The organism is Rhodoferax ferrireducens T118 (assembly GCF_000013605.1).
GTDB lineage: Bacteria > Pseudomonadota > Gammaproteobacteria > Burkholderiales > Burkholderiaceae_C > Rhodoferax > Rhodoferax ferrireducens.
Genome location: NC_007908.1, coordinates 2,611,667 through 2,633,548 on the forward strand (window position 1 = coordinate 2,611,667; position 21,882 = coordinate 2,633,548).

At 58.2% G+C, this 21,882-nt stretch carries 20 protein-coding genes and 1 tRNA gene; 4 read left to right on the forward strand and 17 right to left on the reverse strand.

Annotation, left to right across the window (positions count from 1 at the left end; genetic code table 11):
• Positions 1-9: 9 nt before the first annotated feature.
• The 4 genes from yaaA to RFER_RS11990 form a co-directional block, all read right to left on the reverse strand.
• Positions 10-789, reverse strand: a complete 780-nt coding sequence (gene yaaA, locus RFER_RS11975) for a peroxide stress protein YaaA (protein ID WP_011464657.1) — start codon at positions 787-789, stop codon at positions 10-12.
• Positions 790-875: 86 nt separating this feature from the next.
• Positions 876-1,466, reverse strand: coding sequence for a DUF3501 family protein (locus tag RFER_RS11980; protein ID WP_011464658.1), 591 nt, complete (start codon positions 1,464-1,466; stop codon positions 876-878).
• A 175-nt stretch (positions 1,467-1,641) separates the two neighbouring features.
• Positions 1,642-2,991: a (Fe-S)-binding protein gene (locus tag RFER_RS11985; protein WP_041792121.1), complete on the reverse strand. Its 1,350-nt coding sequence runs from the start codon at positions 2,989-2,991 to the stop codon at positions 1,642-1,644.
• Between the two features lie 94 nt (positions 2,992-3,085).
• Positions 3,086-3,508 (reverse strand): rubrerythrin family protein, encoded by a 423-nt coding sequence (locus tag RFER_RS11990; RefSeq protein ID WP_011464660.1) that lies wholly within the window; start codon positions 3,506-3,508, stop codon positions 3,086-3,088.
• Between the two features lie 111 nt (positions 3,509-3,619).
• Between RFER_RS11990 and RFER_RS24915 the strand changes: the two genes are divergently transcribed.
• Positions 3,620-3,742, forward strand: coding sequence for a hypothetical protein (locus RFER_RS24915; RefSeq protein WP_279587671.1), 123 nt, complete (start codon positions 3,620-3,622; stop codon positions 3,740-3,742).
• Positions 3,743-3,852: 110 nt separating this feature from the next.
• The gene (locus RFER_RS11995; protein ID WP_041792126.1) at positions 3,853-6,780 is read left to right on the forward strand and encodes a valine--tRNA ligase; all 2,928 of its coding nucleotides are present in this window, start codon (positions 3,853-3,855) and stop codon (positions 6,778-6,780) included.
• 35 nt (positions 6,781-6,815) lie between these two features.
• Here RFER_RS11995 and RFER_RS12000 read toward each other — a convergent pair whose 3' ends face one another.
• Together RFER_RS12000 and cysM are read right to left on the reverse strand one after the other, a co-directional pair.
• The gene (locus tag RFER_RS12000; RefSeq protein ID WP_011464662.1) at positions 6,816-7,043 is read right to left on the reverse strand and encodes a sulfurtransferase TusA family protein; all 228 of its coding nucleotides are present in this window, start codon (positions 7,041-7,043) and stop codon (positions 6,816-6,818) included.
• 43 nt (positions 7,044-7,086) lie between these two features.
• Positions 7,087-7,989, reverse strand: coding sequence for a cysteine synthase CysM (gene cysM, locus RFER_RS12005; RefSeq protein ID WP_011464663.1), 903 nt, complete (start codon positions 7,987-7,989; stop codon positions 7,087-7,089).
• Between the two features lie 40 nt (positions 7,990-8,029).
• Here cysM and RFER_RS12010 point away from each other — a divergent pair.
• Positions 8,030-8,114: transfer RNA gene (locus RFER_RS12010), tRNA-Leu, on the forward strand.
• A 64-nt stretch (positions 8,115-8,178) separates the two neighbouring features.
• Here RFER_RS12010 and RFER_RS12015 read toward each other — a convergent pair.
• Entirely contained in the window at positions 8,179-8,571 is a 393-nt protein-coding gene (locus RFER_RS12015; RefSeq protein WP_011464664.1) for a glutaredoxin family protein, read from the reverse strand.
• Positions 8,572-8,677: 106 nt separating this feature from the next.
• Here RFER_RS12015 and RFER_RS12020 point away from each other — a divergent pair, with 106 nt between their 5' ends.
• Entirely contained in the window at positions 8,678-9,712 is a 1,035-nt protein-coding gene (locus RFER_RS12020) for an isocitrate/isopropylmalate dehydrogenase family protein (RefSeq protein WP_011464665.1), read from the forward strand.
• Positions 9,713-9,744: 32 nt separating this feature from the next.
• On the opposite strand, the gene aroD is transcribed toward RFER_RS12020, so the two are convergent.
• The 10 genes from aroD to RFER_RS12070 form a co-directional block, all read right to left on the reverse strand.
• Positions 9,745-10,539: a type I 3-dehydroquinate dehydratase gene (aroD, locus tag RFER_RS12025; RefSeq protein ID WP_011464666.1), complete on the reverse strand. Its 795-nt coding sequence runs from the start codon at positions 10,537-10,539 to the stop codon at positions 9,745-9,747.
• Between the two features lie 231 nt (positions 10,540-10,770).
• Positions 10,771-11,640: a YbgC/FadM family acyl-CoA thioesterase gene (locus tag RFER_RS12030; RefSeq protein ID WP_011464667.1), complete on the reverse strand. Its 870-nt coding sequence runs from the start codon at positions 11,638-11,640 to the stop codon at positions 10,771-10,773.
• Positions 11,633-12,616: an alpha/beta hydrolase gene (locus RFER_RS12035; RefSeq protein WP_011464668.1), complete on the reverse strand. Its 984-nt coding sequence runs from the start codon at positions 12,614-12,616 to the stop codon at positions 11,633-11,635. Before RFER_RS12035 ends, RFER_RS12030 begins: the two co-directional genes overlap by 8 nt.
• 78 nt (positions 12,617-12,694) lie before the next feature.
• Positions 12,695-14,551 carry an acyl-CoA dehydrogenase gene (locus RFER_RS12040; protein WP_011464669.1) on the reverse strand — a complete coding sequence of 619 codons (1,857 nt, stop codon included), beginning with the start codon at positions 14,549-14,551 and terminating at the stop codon, positions 12,695-12,697.
• 82 nt (positions 14,552-14,633) lie between these two features.
• On the reverse strand, positions 14,634-15,809 hold the full coding sequence (locus RFER_RS12045) for an acetyl-CoA C-acyltransferase (protein WP_041790636.1): 1,176 nt from the start codon (positions 15,807-15,809) through the stop codon (positions 14,634-14,636).
• Positions 15,810-15,879: 70 nt separating this feature from the next.
• Positions 15,880-17,979: a 3-hydroxyacyl-CoA dehydrogenase NAD-binding domain-containing protein gene (locus tag RFER_RS12050; protein ID WP_011464671.1), complete on the reverse strand. Its 2,100-nt coding sequence runs from the start codon at positions 17,977-17,979 to the stop codon at positions 15,880-15,882.
• A gap of 105 nt (positions 17,980-18,084) precedes the next feature.
• Positions 18,085-18,780 (reverse strand): ABC transporter ATP-binding protein, encoded by a 696-nt coding sequence (locus RFER_RS12055; RefSeq protein WP_011464672.1) that lies wholly within the window; start codon positions 18,778-18,780, stop codon positions 18,085-18,087.
• Positions 18,774-19,553, reverse strand: coding sequence for an ABC transporter ATP-binding protein (locus RFER_RS12060; protein ID WP_011464673.1), 780 nt, complete (start codon positions 19,551-19,553; stop codon positions 18,774-18,776). Before RFER_RS12060 ends, RFER_RS12055 begins: the two co-directional genes overlap by 7 nt.
• Positions 19,550-20,839 (reverse strand): branched-chain amino acid ABC transporter permease, encoded by a 1,290-nt coding sequence (locus RFER_RS12065; RefSeq protein ID WP_011464674.1) that lies wholly within the window; start codon positions 20,837-20,839, stop codon positions 19,550-19,552. The genes RFER_RS12060 and RFER_RS12065 overlap by 4 nt, the downstream gene beginning before the upstream one ends.
• A 3-nt stretch (positions 20,840-20,842) precedes the next feature.
• Positions 20,843-21,790 carry a branched-chain amino acid ABC transporter permease gene (locus RFER_RS12070; RefSeq protein ID WP_011464675.1) on the reverse strand — a complete coding sequence of 316 codons (948 nt, stop codon included), beginning with the start codon at positions 21,788-21,790 and terminating at the stop codon, positions 20,843-20,845.
• Positions 21,791-21,882 lie beyond the last annotated feature (92 nt).

Consider the following 21,882-nt stretch of genomic DNA (forward strand, 5'->3'; position numbering starts at 1 on the left):
GTTATAAATTTATGACAAAGGCTGCTGACGCCGGAAAACCAGTCGGTCCGGCTCGGAGGCCGCTGCGTCGAACGCGTAGCCCTCAGCATCAAAGCCTTCAAGCTGTTTAGGCTTGCTCAGCCGGTGCTCGGCGGCGAAACGTGCCATCAGACCACGCGCCCGTTTGGCGTAAAAGCTGATGATCTTGTACTGACCGCCCCGGTACTCCTGGAAGACGCATTCAAGCACCCGGGCCTGCAGCGCCTTGCGGTCCACCGCCCTGAAATACTCTTGCGACGCCAGGTTCACCACCACCGGGGCGGCATTCTTGTGCAAGCGGATGTTGAGGTAATCGGAGATTTGTGCGCCCCAGAACTGGTACAGGTCCTTGCCCTGCGGGTTGGCCAATTTTGTGCCCATTTCCAGCCGGTAGGGCTGCATGTAGTCGAGCGGGCGCAGCACGCCGTACAAACCGCTCAGGATGCAGACATGGTCTTGCAACCACTTCAAATCATCAACGGGCAGACTCTTGGCATCGAGCCCTTCATAAACATCACCGTTAAAGGCCAGCACCGCTTGTTTGGCGTTCTTCGCGGTAAATTTCGGCACCCAGGCTTGGTAGCGGGCCACGTTCAGGCCGGCCAGGGTGTCGCTCAAACTCATCAGGGAGGCGATCTGTCGCGGTGATTTCTTCTTCAGGATATCGATCAATTCGGCCGCTTGGGGAATGAACAGCGGCTGCGTGTGCGGCACGGGAGCTGCGGGTTTTTCAAAATCAAGGGATTTGGCGGGGGACAGCAAAAAAAGCATGGCGGACAAACTCGCTTCAAAGGCGCGTTAAGAAAAGAAAAGGCTTCATGACGAAGCCTTGATTATCGTGACAGTGGGCCGATCGGCTACGTCAGGTCACCGGCCAGCGAGGCCAGCGTTTCAGGTGCAATCGTGACATGTGCCGGGTAATGGGTGTGGTCGCAGCCAAGCTTGACGCTGGCGCCGGCCTTGACGGCAGCGCACATGGCTGGCGTCAACTCAAAGCGCACAAAATGCACGGCCGATGTTTTTTCGTCGTTTTCGCGCTCCATGTCCTCGTCGGCAATGGCATAGACGCGTGCTTGGCCTTCGACTTCCACAAACAAACGGTCTTCCACCCCGATCAAGCGCGCCAACTCGCGTTTGCGCTCGTTCACATCCGGGTACTCCAGCATGACCGTGGCTTTCCAGTTGCTGCCGGTGGGCACCAGCGGCGCGTAGGCGTCAATCTCTTGCTGGATGCCGTCTTCTTCAAACACCTTCTCGATGCGCAGCATCTCCTGGATCTGGTAGCGAATGGTCATCTCGCTCTCGAACTGCAGGTTGATGAACTCACCCAGGCGCACGCTGCGCAGCTTGCGGTGCGCCATGACGACCGGCTGGTTGACCTTGCGCCACTTGCTGTAGGCCTCCAGCGACATGAGACTGTCGGGGGTGATGGTTCCGGTCATTTGCATGAATGCTCCAAATTTCAAAAGAGGTGGTTTCGCTGGTCGGGCAGGAGGTGAAAACAGCCCAAAAAGCACGCCGAAGCGTGCAATCATTTGGTCTATTTCCACCCCCTACCCTCGCATGGATGGCTGACCAAGTGACAGGGCATTCAAGGATCACCCCATTAACCTTGTCCGTTTTTCACTTCAAACCATAGGCCTTGGCCACCAGGCTCAAGGGGTGCAGCAACTCGGGCGTGCCAAGCTGGTTGACCTCAAAACCCTGCGCAATATGGTGGCCGCCCAGGGGGCAATCCGAGCTGATGAAGTCCGGCTTGCTGCCATCCTTCATGGCTGCCATGCCTTTGAACAGGGGTTTGCCGATCTTCATGGCCTGCTCGTGGTGCGCCTTCTTGACACCAAAAGTGCCGGCATGGCCGGAGCAACGCTCAAAGGTGTTGACCGTGGTGCCCGGAATCATCTTGAGCATCTCTTCGGTCTTCTTGCCGATGTTCTGCACCCGCCCATGACACGGAATCTGGTAACTCACGTTGCCCAACGGTACCGGGAAATCAACTTTGAGCAGGCCATCGCGCTTGCGCTGCATCAGGTATTCAAACGGGTCCCACATCGCGTCCTTGACCAGTTGCACGTCCGGCTCGTCCGGGTACATCAAGGGAATTTCCTGCTTGAACATCAGGGCGCAACTGGGCACTGCCGCCAATAGGGCAAAACCATCCTTGGCGTAACGCGCCAGCACCGGGATGTTGGCCTCCTTGCTGGCGTTGACTGAATCCAGATCACCCAGTTCGAGCTTGGGCATGCCGCAGCATTTTTCCTTCTCGACGATCACATAAGGAATGTCGTTGTGATCCAGAATTTTGAGCAAATCCAGACCAATGCCGGGTTCGTTGTAGTTGATGAAACAGGTGGCAAAAATGGCGACCTTGCCGGGTGTTTTCTCGCCGTCCATCACCACCGTGGCTTTGGCGGCAGGCGTGCCCGAGCGAAATCTCCTGGTCGCCAGCGAGGGCAGCCAGGCATTTTTATCGACGCCCGCCACGCTTTCCATCACCCTGCGCGCCAGCTTGGTCTGATTCACGGCATTGGCCACCTGCACCACGACCGGGATGCCGGCCAGCTGGCCGTGTACATCGATCGAGGCCAAAAACTTCTCGGCCGTTGACACCTCACCTTTTTTGAATTTGATCGCCTTGGCGCGCAGCATGGTGTGCGGAAAGTCGAGATTGAACTGATGCGGCGGCACATACGGGCACTTGGTCATGAAACACATATCACACAGGTAACACTGGTCCACCACCTTCCAGTAGTCCTTTTTGTCAACCCCATTCACCTCCTGCGTCTTGCTCTCGTCGACCAGGTCAAACAATGTAGGGAAAGCGCCGCACAGGCTCACACAGCGGCGGCAGGTGTGGCAGATATCAAAAATGCGCTCCAGCTCATGGAAAGTCGCCTCTTCGTTGTAGTAGTCCAGCCCCTTCCAGTCGATCGGGTGTCGGGTGGGAGCCGATAAATTGCCTTCGCGTGCCATGTGGGGATACCGTGGATGGTTGGTGTTTATCAGGTGTTGAATGTTCTGCATTGGGCGCTGCCAGCAACGCCCAACACAGACGATTCAACCGGGATTAATCAACCAGTTCAAGCAATGCCTTGGCATAGCGATTGGCGTGCGAGCGCTCGGCCTTGGCCAGGGTCTCAAACCAGTCAGCCACCTCGTCATGACCTTCGTCACGCGCGGTTTTGGCCATGCCGGGGTACATATCGGTGTACTCGTGGGTTTCGCCCGCGACTGCCGACTTGAGATTGTCACGGGTGCCGCCAAACGGCAGACCGGTGGCGGGATCGCCGCAGGTTTCCAGCCACTCCAGGTGACCGTGCGCATGGCCGGTTTCACCTTCGGCGGTGGAGCGGAACAAGGCAGCCACGTCGGGCTGGCCTTCAACGTCGGCCTTGTTTGCGAAATACAAATAACGGCGGTTGGCCTGGGACTCGCCTGCGAAGGCGGCTTTCAGGTTGTCTTCCGTCTTGGAGCCTTTGAGTGCTGCCATGGAAATCTCCTTCATCAGTTAAAAATTTGAAGCACTTGCCTTGAACAACCGTTTGTCAAAGACGATGAAAGCTTAGCCACGATCGGGGGCGGCGTCTAATTGGCTGCCTCAATGCCGCAAATTGTTTTTGACTATGAAAAAAGTAATTTTGATAATCATCAACAGCCAGCAGCACAATACCGCGCCTGGCGAATCAGGCGTTTAGGCGCGGGGATTCAGGTCTGCGCCAATTAGAGAGTCGGTGTCGAATAAAATCATAATTGATTAACACTCCCTCCCCCTGCGGCATTTGTATCCCTATGTCGCGTTCGCTGGAACTTGCCAGCGAAACAGCCAAAGACACCATGAACGACGAACTGCAACAACCCGGCCTCAACAGCCTGTCCAAATCTTTTGAGCCCGCCGCCCTGGAAGCCCATTGGGGACCGGAATGGGAACGCCGGGAGTACGCGCACGCCGGCTACCGGGGCAAGGGCGTGCCGAAAGACGGCGCCGAGGCCTTCGCCATCCAGCTGCCGCCGCCCAATGTCACCGGCACGTTGCACATGGGGCACGCGTTCAACCAAACCATCATGGACTCGCTGACGCGCTACCACCGCATGCGTGGCGACAACACGGTGTGGATTCCGGGCACCGACCATGCCGGCATTGCCACGCAAATCGTGGTGGAGCGGCAGTTGCAGGACCAAAAGGTCAGCCGCCACGACTTGGGACGAAAAAATTTCGTCTCCAAGGTCTGGGAATGGAAAGAAAAATCCGGCAACACCATCACCACCCAAATGCGCCGCATGGGTGACAGCGTGGACTGGAGCCGCGAATACTTCACCATGGACCCGAAACTGTCCAAAACCGTGACCGAGACCTTTGTCCAGCTTTATGAGCAAGGCTTGATCTACCGCGGCAAACGGCTGGTGAACTGGGACCCGGTGCTGCAAAGCGCGGTCAGCGATCTGGAAGTGGAAAGCGAAGAGGAAGACGGCTTTCTGTGGCACATCCTGTATCCCTTCGCCGACGGCCCGCAATTGGTCAACGGTGAACTGGCGCCCGGCCTGGTGGTTGCCACCACGCGCCCGGAAACCATGCTCGGTGACGTGGCGGCGATGGTGCACCCTGACGACGAGCGCTACCAGCACCTGATCGGCAAACACGTCACCCTGCCCTTGTGCGGCCGCACCATTCCCGTGATTGCCGACGACTACGTGGACAAAGCCTTCGGCACCGGCGTGGTGAAGGTCACGCCCGCACATGACCAGAACGATTACGCCGTGGGCCAGCGCCACAAGCTGCCGATGATTTGTGTGCTGACACTGGATGCCAAGATTGACGCGGTGGCGCCAGCCGCCTACGTCGGCATGGATCGCTTTGTGGCGCGCAAGAAAATTGTCAAAGACCTGGAAGCTTTGGGCTTGCTGATTGAGGTCAAGAAACACAAACTCATGGTGCCGCGCTGCGCCCGCACCGGCCAGATCATCGAACCCATGCTGACCGACCAATGGTTTGTCGCCATGAGCAAGGTCAGCCCGATTGACCCTACGGCCAAATCCATCGCCCAAAAAGCCATTGACGCCGTGCAGTCCGGCGACGTCAAGTTCGTGCCGGAGAACTGGGTCAACACCTACAACCAGTGGATGAACAACATCCAGGACTGGTGCATCAGCCGCCAGCTCTGGTGGGGTCATCAGATTCCAGCCTGGTACGACGAAAACGGCAAGGTCTACGTGGCCCGCAACGAGGCCGAGGCACAAGCCCAGGCCCCGGGTAAAACCCTGCGCCGTGACGAAGACGTGCTCGACACCTGGTACTCCTCCGCCCTGGTGCCGTTTTCCACCATGGGCTGGCCGGAAAAGACGCAAGACTTCGACCTCTACCTGCCCTCCTCCGTGCTGGTCACCGGCTACGACATCATCTTCTTCTGGGTCGCCCGGATGATCATGATGACCACCCATTTCACCGGCCAGGTGCCGTTCAAACACGTCTACATCCACGGCCTGGTGCGCGATGCGCAAGGCAAGAAGATGAGCAAGTCCGAGGGCAATGTGCTCGACCCGGTCGACTTGATTGACGGTATTGCACTGCCCGAATTGCTGCTCAAACGCTCCGAAGGTCTGCGCAAGCCCGAAACGGCGCCTGCGGTGCGCAAGAACACCGAGAAAGAATTTCCGGCCGGCATCCCGGCCTTTGGCGCCGATGCGCTGCGCTTCACCTTTGCCTCGCTGGCCTCGCTGGGCCGCAGCATCAATTTCGATGCCAAGCGCTGCGAGGGCTACCGCAATTTCTGCAACAAGCTGTGGAACGCCAGCCGTTTTGTGCTGATGAACTGCGAAGGCCAGGATTGCGGCCTGAACGAGCACACGAAAGAAGAATGCGCCGTCGGCGGTGCTGCGCACGGCTACCTGGAGTTCAGCCCGGCCGATCGCTGGATCGTCTCGCTACTGCAGCGCGCCGAAGCCGAGGTCGCCAAAGGTTTTGAAGAATACCGGCTGGACAACGTCGCCAGCACCATTTACGACTTTGTCTGGAACGAGTTCTGCGACTGGTATCTGGAAATCGCCAAGGTGCAGATTCAACAAGGCAAAGACAACCAGGACCCGCAGACGGGTCTGGCGCAACAGCGTGCCACGCGCCGCACCCTGATTCGCACTTTGGAAACCATCCTGCGCCTGGCGCACCCCGTGATTCCCTTTGTGACCGAGGAGCTATGGCAAAAAGTGGCACCGGTCGCCGGCCGGGCCGGCGAATCGGTGTCGATCGCGGTTTACCCTCAGGCACAGCCCGAGCGCATTGATGAAGCGGCGCTGGCGCATGTGGGCAAACTCAAACAACTTGTCGATGCCTGCCGCAATCTGCGCGGTGAGATGAGCGTGTCACCCGCCACCCGGCTACCCTTGTTCGTGATCGCCAACCAGGCAGATGAAGCCGCCTTTTTGACGCAATCGGCGCCGGTCCTCAAGGCGCTGGCCAAGCTGAACGAGGTTCGCGTGTTTGACGACGAAACCGCCTGGGCCGCCGCCGCTCAAGCCGCGCCCGTGGCTGTGGTGGGTGAGGCACGCATTTGCCTGTTCATGGCCATTGACGTCGCCGCCGAAAAGACCCGTCTGGGTAAGGAGGCAGCGCGTCTGGAAGGTGAAATTGCCAAGACCGAAGGCAAGTTGAGCAACGAGGCGTTCGTCGCCCGCGCCCCGGCCGCCGTCATCGAACAAGAACGCAAGCGCATGACTGATTTTGGTGCGACTCTGGCCAAAATAAAAGACCAACTCGCGCGCCTGGGCTAGACCATCACGGGCCGCAACAAAGGCCTGATGTCAGGTCAACGCCGGCGCAACACGTGAATAAAATCGGCGCCCACCGTCTGCTGCTCCAGCAGATCATTGCCAGTCTGCTTGGCAAAGGCCTGAAAGTCACGCATCGAGCCGGCATCGGTCGCCACCACCCGCAGCGTCTGCCCGCTTTGCATGTCGCTCAACGCTTTTTTGGCTTTGAGAATGGGCAGCGGGCAGTTCAGACCTCGGGCGTCGAGTTCTTTGTCTATTTGCATCGAATTTCCTTGAATTTTCTTGAAATTGGGGCGACTTCAAAGATCATGCCGGGAAGACACCGGTGGACAGATAGCGGTCGCCGCGGTCGCACACAATGAACACAACGGTCGCGTTGGATTCACGCTTGGCAATTTCCTGCGCCACCCAGCACGCACCCGCCGCTGAAATGCCGGCAAAAATACCTTCTTCGCGCGCCAGCCGTCGGCACATGTCTTCAGCATCTTCCTGACTCACGTAGACCAACTCATCCACATGGGACGGGTCGTAAATCTTGGGCAAATACGCCTGTGGCCACTTGCGGATACCGGGAATACGGGAACCCTCGTTGGGCTGCACACCAATGATTTTGATGGCTTGGTTTTTCTTTTTCAAAAATTGCGAAACGCCCGTGATGGTGCCGGTGGTGCCCATGGCACTTACAAAATGGGTAATTTGCCCTTTGGTGTCGGCCCATATTTCGGGGCCTGTGGTTTCAAAATGAATGCGCGGATTGTCGGCATTGGAGAATTGATCCAATACGCGACCTTTGCCATCGCGCTGCATTTGCTCGGCCAGATCGCGTGAATACTCGATGCCGCCGCTTTTGGGCGTGAGGATCAACTCGGCGCCAAACGCTTTCATGGTTTGGGCACGCTCGATCGACAGGTCTTCAGGCATGATCAAAACCATGCGGTAGCCCTTGATGGCTGCGGCCATGGCCAATGCGATGCCGGTGTTGCCCGAGGTGGCTTCGATCAGCGTGTCGCCCGGCTTGATATCACCACGCTCCTGCGCACGCTGGATCATGGACAAGGCAGGCCGATCCTTGACCGAGCCAGCGGGGTTATTGCCCTCCAGTTTGCCCAAAATCACATTGCCACGGGCAGCGTTTTCTTGTGCACCGATGCGTTGCAGCCTGACCAAAGGGGTTTTTCCGATGGAATCTTCAATAGTTGGATATTTCATACCCCACACTGTGCCATAATTCGCGGCTGCACAAAGCGTCGCCCGGGTGGTGGAATTGGTAGACGCACGGGACTCAAAATCCCGCGCCGCAAGGCGTGCCGGTTCGATTCCGGCCCCGGGCACCATTTGGTGATATCAGACAGTATCAGAACCCGCTTGGCCTATGGCTACAGCGGGTTTTTTGTTGTCTCAAGCAGCGGCAAATCGACCGCGCAGGTAACTGATGATCGCGCCGGATTCATACAGCCACTGGCTTTCACCCGTCGAATTGTCGATTTTCAGGCAAGGCACCTTGACCTGCCCGCCCTGACGCCCTAAATCCTCGCGGTTCTTGACATCATGCTGAGCGTCTCGCCGTTCAATGTCCAAAGACAGACGCCGCATTTCCTGGCGTACCTTGATGCAAAAGGGACAGGTCGTGAATTGGTACAGCACCAGGCTGCCACACTGCTGATCCACCTGTGCCTGCACTGCGGGCGGGCGCGCCGCTCCAACAGGGCGGGTGAGTCTTTCGCGCAGCAGCATCACGGGGCCAAGCACCAGCCGCAAGGTTTTAAAAAAAGTTCTGATAAAAAATTTCATAGGTGATAGGGAGTTTTTTCACGAGCATAACGTACAGGTGCGGCCCGGCTATTAGCCGGCCCCCGATAATCGGAGTTGATCAACCAACTATTAGAGAGGCCTAAACATGTCAAACACTATTCCCGCTACCTTGATCCCCGGAGACGGCATCGGCCCCGAAATCGTTGACGCCACCCTGGCTGCACTTGATGCGCTGCATGCGCCCTTCGATTGGGACCGTCAGATCGCCGGTCTGGGCGGCATCCAGGCTGCGGGCGACCCCTTGCCAGCCGCCACACTCGACAGCATCCGGCGCACCCGGCTGGCGCTCAAAGGCCCGCTGGAGACGCCTTCGGGCGGCGGCTACCGCTCATCGAACGTGCGACTGCGCGAAGAGTTCCAGCTCTACGCCAACCTGCGCCCTGCCCGCACCATCATCCCGGGTGGGCGTTTCGACAAGATCGATCTGGTGGTGGTGCGCGAGAACCTCGAAGGCCTGTACATCGGTCATGAATACTACATCCCGATCGACGACGACCCGCGTGCGGTGGCCATGGCCACCGGCATCAATACCCGGGCCGGTAGCCGGCGCCTGCTGGAATTCGCCTTTGAACATGCCGTTGCGACCGGGCGCAAGAAGGTCTCGATCGTGCACAAGGCCAACATCATGAAGGCGCTGACCGGCATCTTCCTGGAAACCGGCATCGACCTGTACGAACGCAAGTACAAGGGCCGCTTTGAACTCGAGACCGTGATCATTGATGCCTGCGCAATGAAGCTGGTGATCAACCCCTGGCAATTCGACATGCTGGTCACCACCAACCTGTTCGGTGACATCCTGTCCGACCTGGTCGCCGGGCTGGTGGGTGGCCTGGGCATGACGCCGGGTGCCAACATCGGGGCCGATGCGGCGATCTTTGAGGCGGTACATGGCTCGGCCCCGGACATCGCGGGCAAGGGCATTGCCAATCCAATCGCCCTGATGCTGGCCGCCGCGATGATGCTCGACCACTGCAAGTTACCCGAACTGGCCGCTCGCCTGCGCAAAGCCATCGATGAAACCCTGAACCTCGACAAGGTGCGCACCGGCGACCTCGGCGGCACGGCCAGCACCGCCGCGTTCACGAAGGCGCTGGTGAGCCGGATCGGCGGCGGCAACTGAACATGGGAGGAGTGCAGCACCGGCAAGCCGCACTATGGAGTGGTCTGCCCGTCTCCCATGGCCTTGCGCAAGATGCCAAGCACGGTGTTCAAGTCTTCAATCGGCACCTGGCCGGGCGCTGAACTGCGAGCCCCTACGGCAAAGGTCAGGGCCGATCCAAAGGCCCAGCCAAACAGACGGGTAAGCGAACCATAGGGCCCCATTGACATGCTGATGAGTGGGATTCTCAATTTCTGACTGGCTTGCTGCGTGGCAGCAAGCAGTATCAGCACATCGTTTGGATCCCGCGGCATCACAGCCACTTTGGCAATATCGGCACCCAGCTGGTCGGCCATCAAAAACTTGCTCGCCAGCGCTTCCAGTCCCGGTGTGCTCGAAAAATTGTGAAAAGACAGCACCAGCTTGATGTCGTTGGACTTGGCCGCCGCGCGCACCTGCGCGATGTTGGCCGTTTCATTGGCCATCTCGTAGTCGATCAAATCAATGGCTTTGCTCTCACACACCGCCCCATACAGGGCAATGACTTGGTCTTCGTTCAAAGCGATCTTTTCACCGCCCTCCATGACCGAGCGGCGGGTGAATAGCAACGGAATATCACCCGCTTTGCTTTTTATGGCTTTGGCCGCTGCGATGACTGCAGCTACGTCACCAATTGACTCAAAAAAATCAACCCGCCATTCCAGCACATCAGGCTTCTTGGGCAGAACAATGGCAAGCTCAGCCATCACCTCGTCCAGTGTGTGCCCGACCAGCGGGACGCAGATCAGCGGCAGCTTGCCGCCCGCGATGGGCTGACCATGTGATTCAATGGGTTTGGATGATTGCAAAGAGAATTCCTCAATAAAAAAACCTGCCAGCGCAACAGGAACACAGGCAGGAACTTATACGTCATATGAAGTCTATCTCAGCAGGCGCTGGCCCCGTCCTCGGTGATGAATTCGCCGTCTTCCCCGGCTGGGCCGAGAAAACACGCCAGAATGCACACATTTATACGAAATCAGCCTCTAGCCCCTACAAATAAAGCACTAACAGCTATCCTAACAATAGCATTTTTTGAATTACCTCAGCACACGCACCATCTCAATGTGTCTAATCCCGGCTTCCATGAAGGGTTCGCCGCGCGGCACAAAACCTTGTACCGCATAAAAACCCTGGGCGCTGCTTTGCGCGTGCAACAGCACCTCAAAGTCGCCACGATGGGCGGCCGCAGTCATCAAGGCTTGCAGCGCCGCGCGGCCAAGATGTGAGCCGCGCAGCACGCGGTTCACGGCCAGACGGCCAATTTGGCCAATACCCGGCGTCGGCTGCAACAGTCGCCCGGTGGCCACGGGCAGGCCCAGCCGGTTTCGAATGAGCACATGGAGTGCTGTTTTATCGGACTCGTCTTGCTCCATCTCAATCGGAATCTGCTGCTCTTGCACAAACACTTCCTCCCGCACCGTACGCGCGCCTTCAGCCAGCATTTGCCAATCACCGACCGCGACCTCAATCATGGTTTGACCAGCCTCATAGCCCAGCAGGATGTCACGCAGGGACGCCGGGACCGGCCGGGAAGTCTGTGTGGCGGGATCGGCAAACACGTAAATCAGCTCGCAACTGATCAGGTGTTCTTCACCCCGAAAAATAGAGCCGATGAAAACAATGGACGAGGTGCCGATGCGATGGCATTTGAGCGCCACGTCCAGTTGATCGTCGACCCGTGCCGACACGTGAAATTCCACGGTGGCTTTCTTGACGTACAAGTCACCCTGCAAGGCCGCAAAAGTGACCTCGTACGGCAGGGCCAGAGCCCGCCAGTAGTCGGTGATGGCCGTGTCAAAGTACATCAGGTAATGCGCGTTGAAAACGATCTTTTGCATGTCCACTTCAGCCCAGCGCACACGCAGGCGGTGGAAAAAGCGGAACGCCTGGCGGCTCGTATCAGTCATGGTGCGTATGGGGTGAAGTGGTGCTCTGAAAAGCATGTCGCAGCGCGCGTGCTGCATCCAGATGGGCGCGACGCGCCTCTGCAATAGCGCGCCCCATCAAGGCAAAGCCGTGCACCACGCCACGGTAAATTTCAAGGTCCACCGGCACGGCCGCGGCGCGCAATTTATCGGCGTAAGCCACGCCCTCATCCACCAGCGGGTCGCATTCGGCCAGGCCGAACCAGGCCGGCGCGACGCCTTCCACATCGGGTGCATTCAGGGGTGCAAAGCGCCAGTCATCTCGATCTGTGTGCACTGGAATGTAGTGGTCAAAAAAATACTCAATGTGAGGTTCTTCGAGCATAAAACCATGGGCAAAGGTCTTGTGCGACGCCGTGTCCTGGTGCGCGGTGCAACCGGGGTAAAACAGCAACTGCAGCGCCAGTGGCAGGCCCACATCCCGTGCCTGCAAAGCGCAAGCCGCGGCCAGCGTGCCCCCGGCGCTGTCGCCACCGACGGCCAGGCGAGTCGCATCCAGGCCCAGGCTGGCACCGTGCCGTGCGACCCACTGCACCGCATCCCAGGCATCGTCATGCGCCACCGGGAATTGATGTTCGGGTGCGAGCCGGTAAGCCACCGAGAGCACCGCGCAATGCGCCAGGTGGCTCAGGGTGCGGCACAGCACATCATGCGTGGCGATGCTGCCGATGGTGAAGCCACCACCATGAAAATAGACCAATACCGGCAGCTTTTCAGCGCTGGCGGCATAGAGTCGCACCGGCACGCTGTAGCCATCGCGTGCCGGAATGTTGAAATCTTCCACCCGCTGCAACACAGGCGAGGTGATTTCCAGAAAGCCAGCACCAAGCTCGTAAGCGATGCGTGCTTGCACAGGCGTGAGCGCATGCAGTGGCACCTGGTTGGCGCGCGTCATGCGGTCCAGCACACTGTGCATGGCAGGTGTCAGCAAGGTGCGCGGGTTACGACGGTGACTCATTGAGGCGCGTATTTTTGTTGATGTGCATTTTTTTATCCTACACGCAAACCACCATAGCACCGATTGAGAGCGGCCACCTCAGAACGCGTCTTCAGGCATGTCGGCGCAGGTCAGGTCACGGTTGGCCACCACCTGCAGCCACGCGCCTATTTTGGGCAACTCGTAATGATAAAAATAGGCTGTAGCCCTCGTCCTTCCTACGTTAGCGGCTATTGATTGTGTAGCATCCTGGCGTTGCGCGCTTAACGCCACGTCGAGCCAGATCCAGGCCAGCACGGTATGCCCAAAGGCCTGCAGATACGGCACCGCGTTGGCCAGGGCGTCACCCGGCTGGCCAGTGGCCCAGGCCGCCCGGGTGGCGTCTGTGACCTGCTGCCAAGCGGCTGTCAAAGCCGCTGCGTGCGCCGCCAGTTCAGGCACCTGTTGAGCCTGCGCGGCCGTGGCCTGGATGCGCCCTGCCAGCAGCGCCAGCCCGCGCCCGCTCTCCATCAGCACTTTGCGTCCGAGCAAGTCCATCGCCTGAATGCCGTGCGTGCCTTCGTGGATCATGTTCAGACGGTTGTCGCGCCAATACTGTTCTACCGGGAAGTCACGCGTGTAGCCATAACCCCCGTGGACCTGAATCGCCAGCGAATTGGCCTCCAGACACCATTCACTCGGCCAGCTCTTGGCGATCGGGGTCAGAACTTCAAGCAGCAGGCGTGCCTCATCGGCGGCCTCGGGTGTACCGCTGTGTTGTTCATCGACCAGACGAGCGCAATACAACTCCAGCGCCAACGCACCTTCACAGTAAGATTTTTGCGCCAGCAACATGCGCTTGACGTCGGCATGCTCAATGATGGGCACTTGCGGCTGGGTGGCATCTTTGCCGGCGGGCCCCGCCGGCCGACCCTGGGGTCGGGTTTTGGCATAGTCCAGCGCAGCTTCATAACCCGCCAGACCGAGCATGGTGGCTGCAATGCCGACGCCGATACGCGCCTCGTTCATCATGTGGAACATGCAGCGCAAGCCCTCGCCCGGTTGGCCGACCAGGTAACCGACGGCGCCGGCGCCCTTGCCATCGAGTCCACCGCCTGTGCTGCGAACCGGGTATTTGCCCTCGCCAAAATTGAGCAATGTGTTGACCGTGCCGCGCCAGCCCAGTTTGTGATTCAGACCCGCCAGGGCCACGTCGTTGCGCTCGCCGGTAAGAACGCCCGCCTCGTTCACCAATTTTTTGGGCACGATGAACAGGGAAATGCCGCGCGTGCCCGTCGGCAACTGGCCGTCCGGTCCCGGAATCTTGGCCAGCACCAAGTGGATGATGTTCTCAGTCAACTCGTGGTCGCCAGCCGAGATCCACATCTTGTTGCCGCGCAGGCGATAGCGCGCACCGAGCGGATCCTGCGCATAGTCCTCGCCGTCCGGCATGGCGCGCGTGGCCACATCACTCAGAGAAGACCCTGCCTGCGGCTCAGACAAACACATGGTGCCCGAGAAGCGCCCGCAGAATTCATTCTTGGCAAACACCTCTTTTTGCAGCGGCGTGCCATGCACCATCAGCAAATTGGCGTTGCCGGTGCTGAGCATGCCCGAGCCGATACTGACCGAGGCCATGGCAAAAAAAGCATTCGCCGCCGCCTCAATCGTGTACGGCAGTTGCATGCCACCGTGCTCAAAATCTTGCGCCGCGCTCAACATGCCGGATTCAGCGTAGGCCTTTTGTGCGTCATGCGTGGCCTGCGGCAGGATCACCTGGTCGCCGTCAAAACGCGGCTCCTGCGTGTCCACCAGCCGGTTGAACGGCGCGTACTTTTCACGCGCAATACGCTCGCAGGTGTCGAGCACGGCATCAAAAGTCTCGCGCGAATGGTCGGCAAAACGCGGCCGCTCGTTCAGCGACTCGGCATCGAGCCATTGGTACAGCAGGAAATCAACCGTGGAACGCAAAGACATCGTCGTCTCCCATAAAAAAAAGGCCGGGCCGCTCCATTGATTCAGCCCAACCCTTGTTCATCACGCCGCGAGCGGCGAACCGTTACAGCACCTCAAATATGCCCGCTGCGCCCATGCCGCCACCAATACACATGGTGACACAAACGCGTTTGGCTCCACGGCGCTTGCCCTCGATCAGGGCGTGGCCGGTCAGGCGCTGGCCACTGACGCCGTAGGGGTGGCCCACAGCAATGGCGCCGCCGTTGACGTTCAGCCGCTCATTCGGAATGCCGAGCCGGTCGCGGCAGTAAATCACCTGCACCGCAAAGGCTTCATTAAGCTCCCACAGGTCGATGTCGTCCATCTTCAAACCCAGGCGCGCCAGCACTTTCGGGATCGCAAACACCGGGCCGATGCCCATCTCGTCCGGCTCGCAACCGGCGACAGCAAAGCCAAGGAAACGGCCCAGCGGCTTGAGACCTTTTTTCGCGGCAACAGATTCGTGCATCACCACGACGGCACCGCCCCCGTCGGAAAACTGGCTGGCATTGCCGGCGGTGATCAGGCCACCCGGTACGGCCGAGCGCAGGCCGCTGATGCCCTCCTTGGTGGTACCCGCGCGAATGCCTTCGTCCTGGCTGACCGTGACTTTTTTGGTCGTCAGACCCATCACTTTGTCAGCCACGCCCATGATGACGCTAATCGGGGCGATTTCGTCATTGAACAGGCCTGCGGCCAGCGCAGCCGTAGCCTTCTGCTGGCTGGCGGCACCGTACTCGTCCATCGCGTCGCGGCTGATGTTGTAGCGCTTGGCGACGATCTCTGCCGTTTGCAGCATGTTGAGGTAAACCTCGGGCTTGTTTTTTACCAGCCAAGGATCGGTCAGCATGTGCTGGTTCATCTCTTGCTGGACGCAGGAGATGGCTTCCACGCCACCGGCTACAAATATATCGCCCTCGCCCGCGATGATGCGTTGCGAAGCCAGCGCAATGGTTTGCAGACCGGAGGAGCAAAAACGATTGACCGTCATGCCCGGCACGGTCACCGGGCAACCAGCGCGCAGGGCGATCTGGCGCGCGATGTTGGCGCCAGTGGCACCTTCGGGCGTGGCACAGCCCATGAGGACGTCTTCGACCTCAGCGGCCTCAATGCCGGCGCGCTTGATGGCATGTTCGACGGCGTGACCACCCAGCGTGGCGCCATGGGTCATGTTGAAAGAACCCTTCCAGCTCTTGGCGAGCGGCGTGCGGGCGGTGGAAACGATTACGGCTGCAGTCATTTTGATCTTTCTAAAGTGTTGGAGACAGAGCTTGCCCACTTCGTGTGGCGACGGTCTGTCCCCCAAATTTTCAATTGAATGTTTTGCCTTCAGCCGCCAGTTTGGCCAGCAAGGGAGCAGGCTGCCAAAACTTGGCATCGTCGAGCGGGTTCTTGGCAAAGCGGTGCATGGCTTGCACCACATTGAACAAACCCACTTCATCGGCATAATTCATCGGGCCGCCGCGCCAAATGGGGAAACCGTAGCCCATCAGATACACCATGTCGATGTCGCTGGCTTTGGAGGCAATGCCTTCTTCCAGAATGTGAGCGGCCTCATTGACCAGCGAATAGACCAGACGCTGCACGATCTCTTCGTCCGAAATCTTGCGCGGTGTGATGCCCAGTGCGGCGCGATGGTCTTCAATCATCTTGACGACTTCGGCATTCGGAATGGCATCGCGCTTGCCAGCCACATAGTCATACCAGCCCGCACCGGTCTTCTGGCCAAAGCGTCCTTTTTCGCACAACAAATCAGCGGTCTTGCTGTACTTCATGTCGGGTTTTTCAAGGTAGCGGCGCTTGCGGATGGCCCAGCCAATGTCGTTGCCCGCCAGGTCACCCATGCGGAACGGGCCCATGGCGAAGCCGAATTTTTCCACCGCCTTGTCGACTTGAGCTGGCGTGCAGCCTTCGTCCAGCAGAAAGCCACCCTGGCGGCCATATTGCTCGATCATGCGGTTGCCAATGAAACCATCACACACGCCCGATACCACGGCGGTCTTCTTGATCTTTTTCGCCAGCGCCATCACGGTGGCCAGCACGTCTTTGGCCGTTTTCTCACCGCGTATCACTTCCAGCAGCTTCATCACATTGGCCGGGCTGAAGAAGTGCATGCCGACCACGTCCTGCGGGCGCTTGGTGAACGAAGCAATCTTGTTGACATCCAGGGTGGAGGTGTTGGACGCCAGGATCGCGCCGGGCTTCATCACCCGATCAAGTTCCTTGAACACGGCCTCTTTCACGCCAATTTCTTCAAACACGGCTTCAATGACCATGTCCGCGTCTTTGAGGTCGTCGTAGCTCAACGTGGTACTGAGCAGGCTCATGCGCTGCTCGTATTTGTCCTGTTTGAGTTTGCCTTTTTTGACCTGGGCTTCGTAATTCTTGCGAATGGTGGCAATACCACGGTCCAGCGCCTCCTGCTTCATTTCCAGTATCTTCACCGCAATGCCGGCGTTGAGGAAATTCATCGAGATACCGCCGCCCATCGTGCCGGCACCAATGATCGCTACTGAGTTGATCGCGCGTTGCGGCGTGTCCGCGGACACATCCGGGATCTTGGAGGCGGCACGCTGGGCCATGAAGATGTGCCGCAGGGCGCGACACTCGGGAGTCCACATCAGGTTGATGAAGCTCTCGCGCTCGAACAGCATACCGTCGTCAAACTTCTTGGTGGTGGCTGCTTGAACGACATCCACGCATTTGAGCGGCGCCGGGAAATTTTTGGACATGCCGCCCACCATATTACGGGCGAACTGGAAATAAGCATCACCTTGCGGGTGTTTGCAAGGCAGGTTGCGCACCAGTGGCAGCGGCCGCGTTTCGGCGACCGAGCGCGCATAGAGCAGAGCCTCTTCGGCCAGGGATTCGTTCGAGGTGGCCATTTTGTTGAACAACTGCTGGCCCGGCAGCATCGCCAGCAACTCGCTTTTGACTGGCTCACCACTGACAATCATGTTCAATGCCGGCTCGACCCCGAGCGCACGCGGCAGGCGCTGCGTACCGCCAGCACCCGGCACCAAGCCCAATTTAACCTCGGGCAGCGCAACGCTACACCCAGGCGCGGCAATACGGTAATGACAACCCAGGGCCAGTTCCAGCCCGCCGCCCATGCAGACCGAGTGAATGGCGGCAATGACCGGTTTGCTCGAATTTTCAATCATCAGAATCACGCTGAGCAGGTTGGGTTCCTGCAAGGCCGTGGGGCTGCCAAACTCCTTGATGTCGGCGCCGCCCGAGAACGCTTTACCCGCGCCGGTGATGACGATGGCTTTCACGGAAGCGTCGGCATCGGCCTTGGCCAGACCATCGGTGAGTGCCAATCGTGTGGCATAGCCCAGTCCATTGACGGGTGGGTTATTGAGCGTCAGTACGGCGATGTCGCCATGCACTTTGTAGTCAGCGGTCATGCTTGCATTCCTCGGAAATAAAAATAGAACGATCGTGCGATTAATTGCAAGGGGCAACTATACCCACGAGTCCACTTCGGGTTTGTCACAGGTGGGACAAGGCCTTCAGACCTCCAGCCATTCCTTGCGGGTATAGCTGTCTTTGCGCAATTCATCCGGGGTGCCGCTGAAAACAATACTGCCGTGGCCCATGACCAGACAGCGATCAGAAATATCCATCGCAATGGTCAATTTCTGTTCAATCAGCAATACCGAAATACCCCGTTTCTTGAGCTCTTTAAGGTAGTGCGCCACCAGTTCAACAATCTTGGGCGCCAAGCCTTCAGTGGGCTCGTCAATGATGATCAGATCAGGGTCTCCCATCAGGGACCGGCACAGCGTGAGCATCTGTTGTTCGCCACCCGACATCACCCCGGCGAGCATGCTTTGCCGCTCCTTGAGCCGGGGAAACATCTGGTACATGTCATCGAGTGACCAGCGCCCCGCTTTACGGGCACTTTTTTGACCCAGGTACAAATTTTGTTCCACCGTCAGATTGGGAAAAATATCACGGCTCTCAGGCACGTAGCCAAGACCCAAATGCGCAATCTCAAAGGTCTTCTTTCCCAATAGCTCCTGCCCGCGCCAAAGCAGGGAACCTTCGCAATCAACCAGGCCCATGATGGCTTTGGCGGTGGTGGATCGCCCGGACCCGTTGCGCCCTAGCAGCGAGACGATTTCGCCGGCCGACACATCAAAATGAACACCGTGCAGCACATGACTCTTGCCATAAAAGGCATGAAGATTTTCTATTTTCAGCATGCCTGGTGCCCCCCTGCCTGCAAGTCGGCCACTGAAGAGCCAAGATAGGCCTCTTGCACCAGCGGGTTGGCGCGCACGGCCTCGGGTGTGTCGTAGGCCAATAACTCGCCATACACCACCACGGCGATCTTGTCGGCCAGGCCAAACACAACGCCCATATCGTGTTCCACCGTCAAAAGGGTTTTTCCAACCGTCACCTCCTTGATCAGCTTGATGAAGCGGCTGGTCTCTGACTTGCTCATCCCGGCGGTCGGTTCATCAAGCAGGATGACGTTGGCGCCACCCGCAATGGTGATGCCGATTTCGAGCGCACGCTGCTCGGCATAGGTCAGGTTGATGGCCAGCACATCATGTTTTTTATCCAGCTTGACCATTTTCATCAATTCATCGGCCCGCTCATTGGCATCGTCCAGGTCGGCCAGAAACTTCAGAAAGGTGTACCTGTAGCCCAAACTCCACAGCACGCCGCAGCGCAAATTCTCGAACACACTGAGCTTGGGAAAAATATTGGTGATCTGAAAACTACGGCTCAAACCCATGCGGTTGATCTCAAACGGTTTCTTTCCATTCAGGCGTTGACCGTTCAGAAGTACATCGCCGCTGGTGGGCTCGAAGCGGCCACTGATCAGGTTGAACAAGGTCGATTTGCCGGCGCCATTCGGGCCAATAATGCCGACCCGCTCGCCCTGTGGCACCGCCAGATTGATGCCACGAATGATGGCCGTCTTGCCAAAACTCTTGCGCAAGTCCTTTAATTCCAGGGCAAAGGTCATAGCGATTCCATCCGTTTGATTTCCTTTTCGATACTCTCCTGAATCTGCCCCCACTCGCGTGCGAACTGTCGGCGGCAGATTTCAAACAGGCCCAAGCCGGTCAACATCACAAACCCGGAGCCAAACCAACTGTTGAGACTCTTCGAGTTCAAAGTGCCGCCCAGAAAGGTCAATTCAGGCCCGAGTGCCGAGTTGAGTTGCAGGTGATAGACCATCTCGATCATCGCGGCCGCACCCAGCAGCACGACCAGTGCCGTCAGACCCAACGCAAGATAGCTGACCCAGAGTTTTCGCAGGTGACCAAATTTAGCCACCCGCAGATTCATCATCAGCAAGGAGGCGACGCCACCCGGCGCGTACATCACCATAAACAGGAAAACCAGGCCCAGGTACAAAAGCCACGCCTTGGTGAATTCGGACAACAACACAAACGCCAGCACCATCAGAATGGCGCCAATGATCGGTCCAAAGAAGAAGGTCGCGCCGCCCAGAAAAGTAAACAGCAGGTAGGCGCCCGAGCGATAACCACTGACCACCTCCGAGGTGACAATTTCAAAATTCAAGGCTGCCAGACCGCCCGAGATGCCGGCAAAAAAAGCCGCAATGATGAAAGCGATGTAGCGCACTTTCTGGGTGTCATAGCCCACAAATTCCACCCGTTCGGGGTTGTCACGCACGGCGTTGAGCATGCGCCCCAGCGGCGTGCGTGTAAACGCAAACATCAGGCCGGTACAGATAAACGTGTAGACGGCAATCAGGTAATACAACTCGATCTGGGGCCCGTAGCTGATGCCAAAGGTCTTGGCACCCGCCACGCGGTTGCCCGATACACCGCCTTCGCCGCCAAAAAATTCCGGAAACATCAAGGACATGGCCCACACCAGCTCGCCAATACCCAGCGTGATCATGGCAAACGGTGTTGCCGCTTTCTTGGTCGTAACCCAGCCCAACAGGATGGCAACCGCCATACTGGCCAGACCACCCGCAATGGGAACCAGACTCACGGGCAAGGGCCATCCGCCGCTGACCTGATTTAGGGTGTGAATGGCCAGAAACGAGCCCATGCCCGAATAAACCGCATGGCCGAAACTCAACATGCCACCCTGCCCCAGCAGGATGTTGTAGCTCAGGCAAACAATGATGGCAATGCCCATCTGGCTCAGCATGGTCTGGCTCAGACTGCTGGTAAACAACAGGGGCGCCGTCAGCAAAACCAGGGCAAACAGCGTCCAGATCACGACACGACCGACATTAAACGGCTTGAACTGATAAACCTTGCTACTCATGGATCAGCCCTCCCGCGTGCCAAGAAGACCCTTGGGCCGGAAAATAAGGATGAGCACCAAAAACAGATACGGCAAGATAGGCGCTACCTGGCTGAGCTTGAGCTTCCACAACGCGTAGCCGAATGTTGAGGGCGTCAGTGTCACACCAACCGTCTGCAGCGCCGACATCAGGGACGCATCAATGGCCACCGCAAAAGTCTGCAAAACACCAATGAGTATGGAGGCCAGAAACGCACCAGCCAAGGAGCCCATGCCGCCAACCACAACCACCACAAAGATGACACCGCCCACCGAAAATGCCATGCTCGGCTCCGTCACATAGGCATTGCCACCAATCACACCCGCCAGGCCCGCCAGCGCACAGCCACCGCCAAAAACCAGCATGAAGACCCGCGGCACGTTATGCCCCAAGGCCTCCACCATCTCCGGGTGCGTCAGGGCCGCCTGAATCACCAGACCGATCCGCGTGCGGGTGAGCAACAGCCAGATGGCCATCAACATCAATAACGCGACACCCATCATAAAACCACGGTACATCGGAAATTGGGTGCCGAAAAGGGTGAACAGGGGGCCATCCAGCGCCACCGGCACCCGGTAGTCCACCGAGCTGCGTCCCCACACCAGTTGCACCAATTCCAGAATGATGTAACTCAGGCCAAAGGTGATCAACAGTTCAGGGACGTGCCCAAACTTGTGAACCCGGCGCAGAAAATACTTTTCAAACGCAGCGCCAACCAGGCCGACCAACACAGGCGCCACCAGCAGGGCCGCCCAGAATCCAATCAGCGAAGTGACCGTGTACGCGAAATAGGCGCCCAACATGTAAAAGGAAGCATGGGCGAAATTGAGAACGCCCATCATGCTGAAGATCAGCGTAAGCCCGGAACTCAGCATGAACAGCAGCATGCCGTAACTGATGCCGTTCAGCAGTGAAATGGTATAGAACTCCATGCAGTACCCGTGATGTAGTGAACAAAAGCCAAAGCAACAAACCCGCATGGCTGATACAAAAAAAAAACCGGCCATCAAGCGCCGGCAATGAA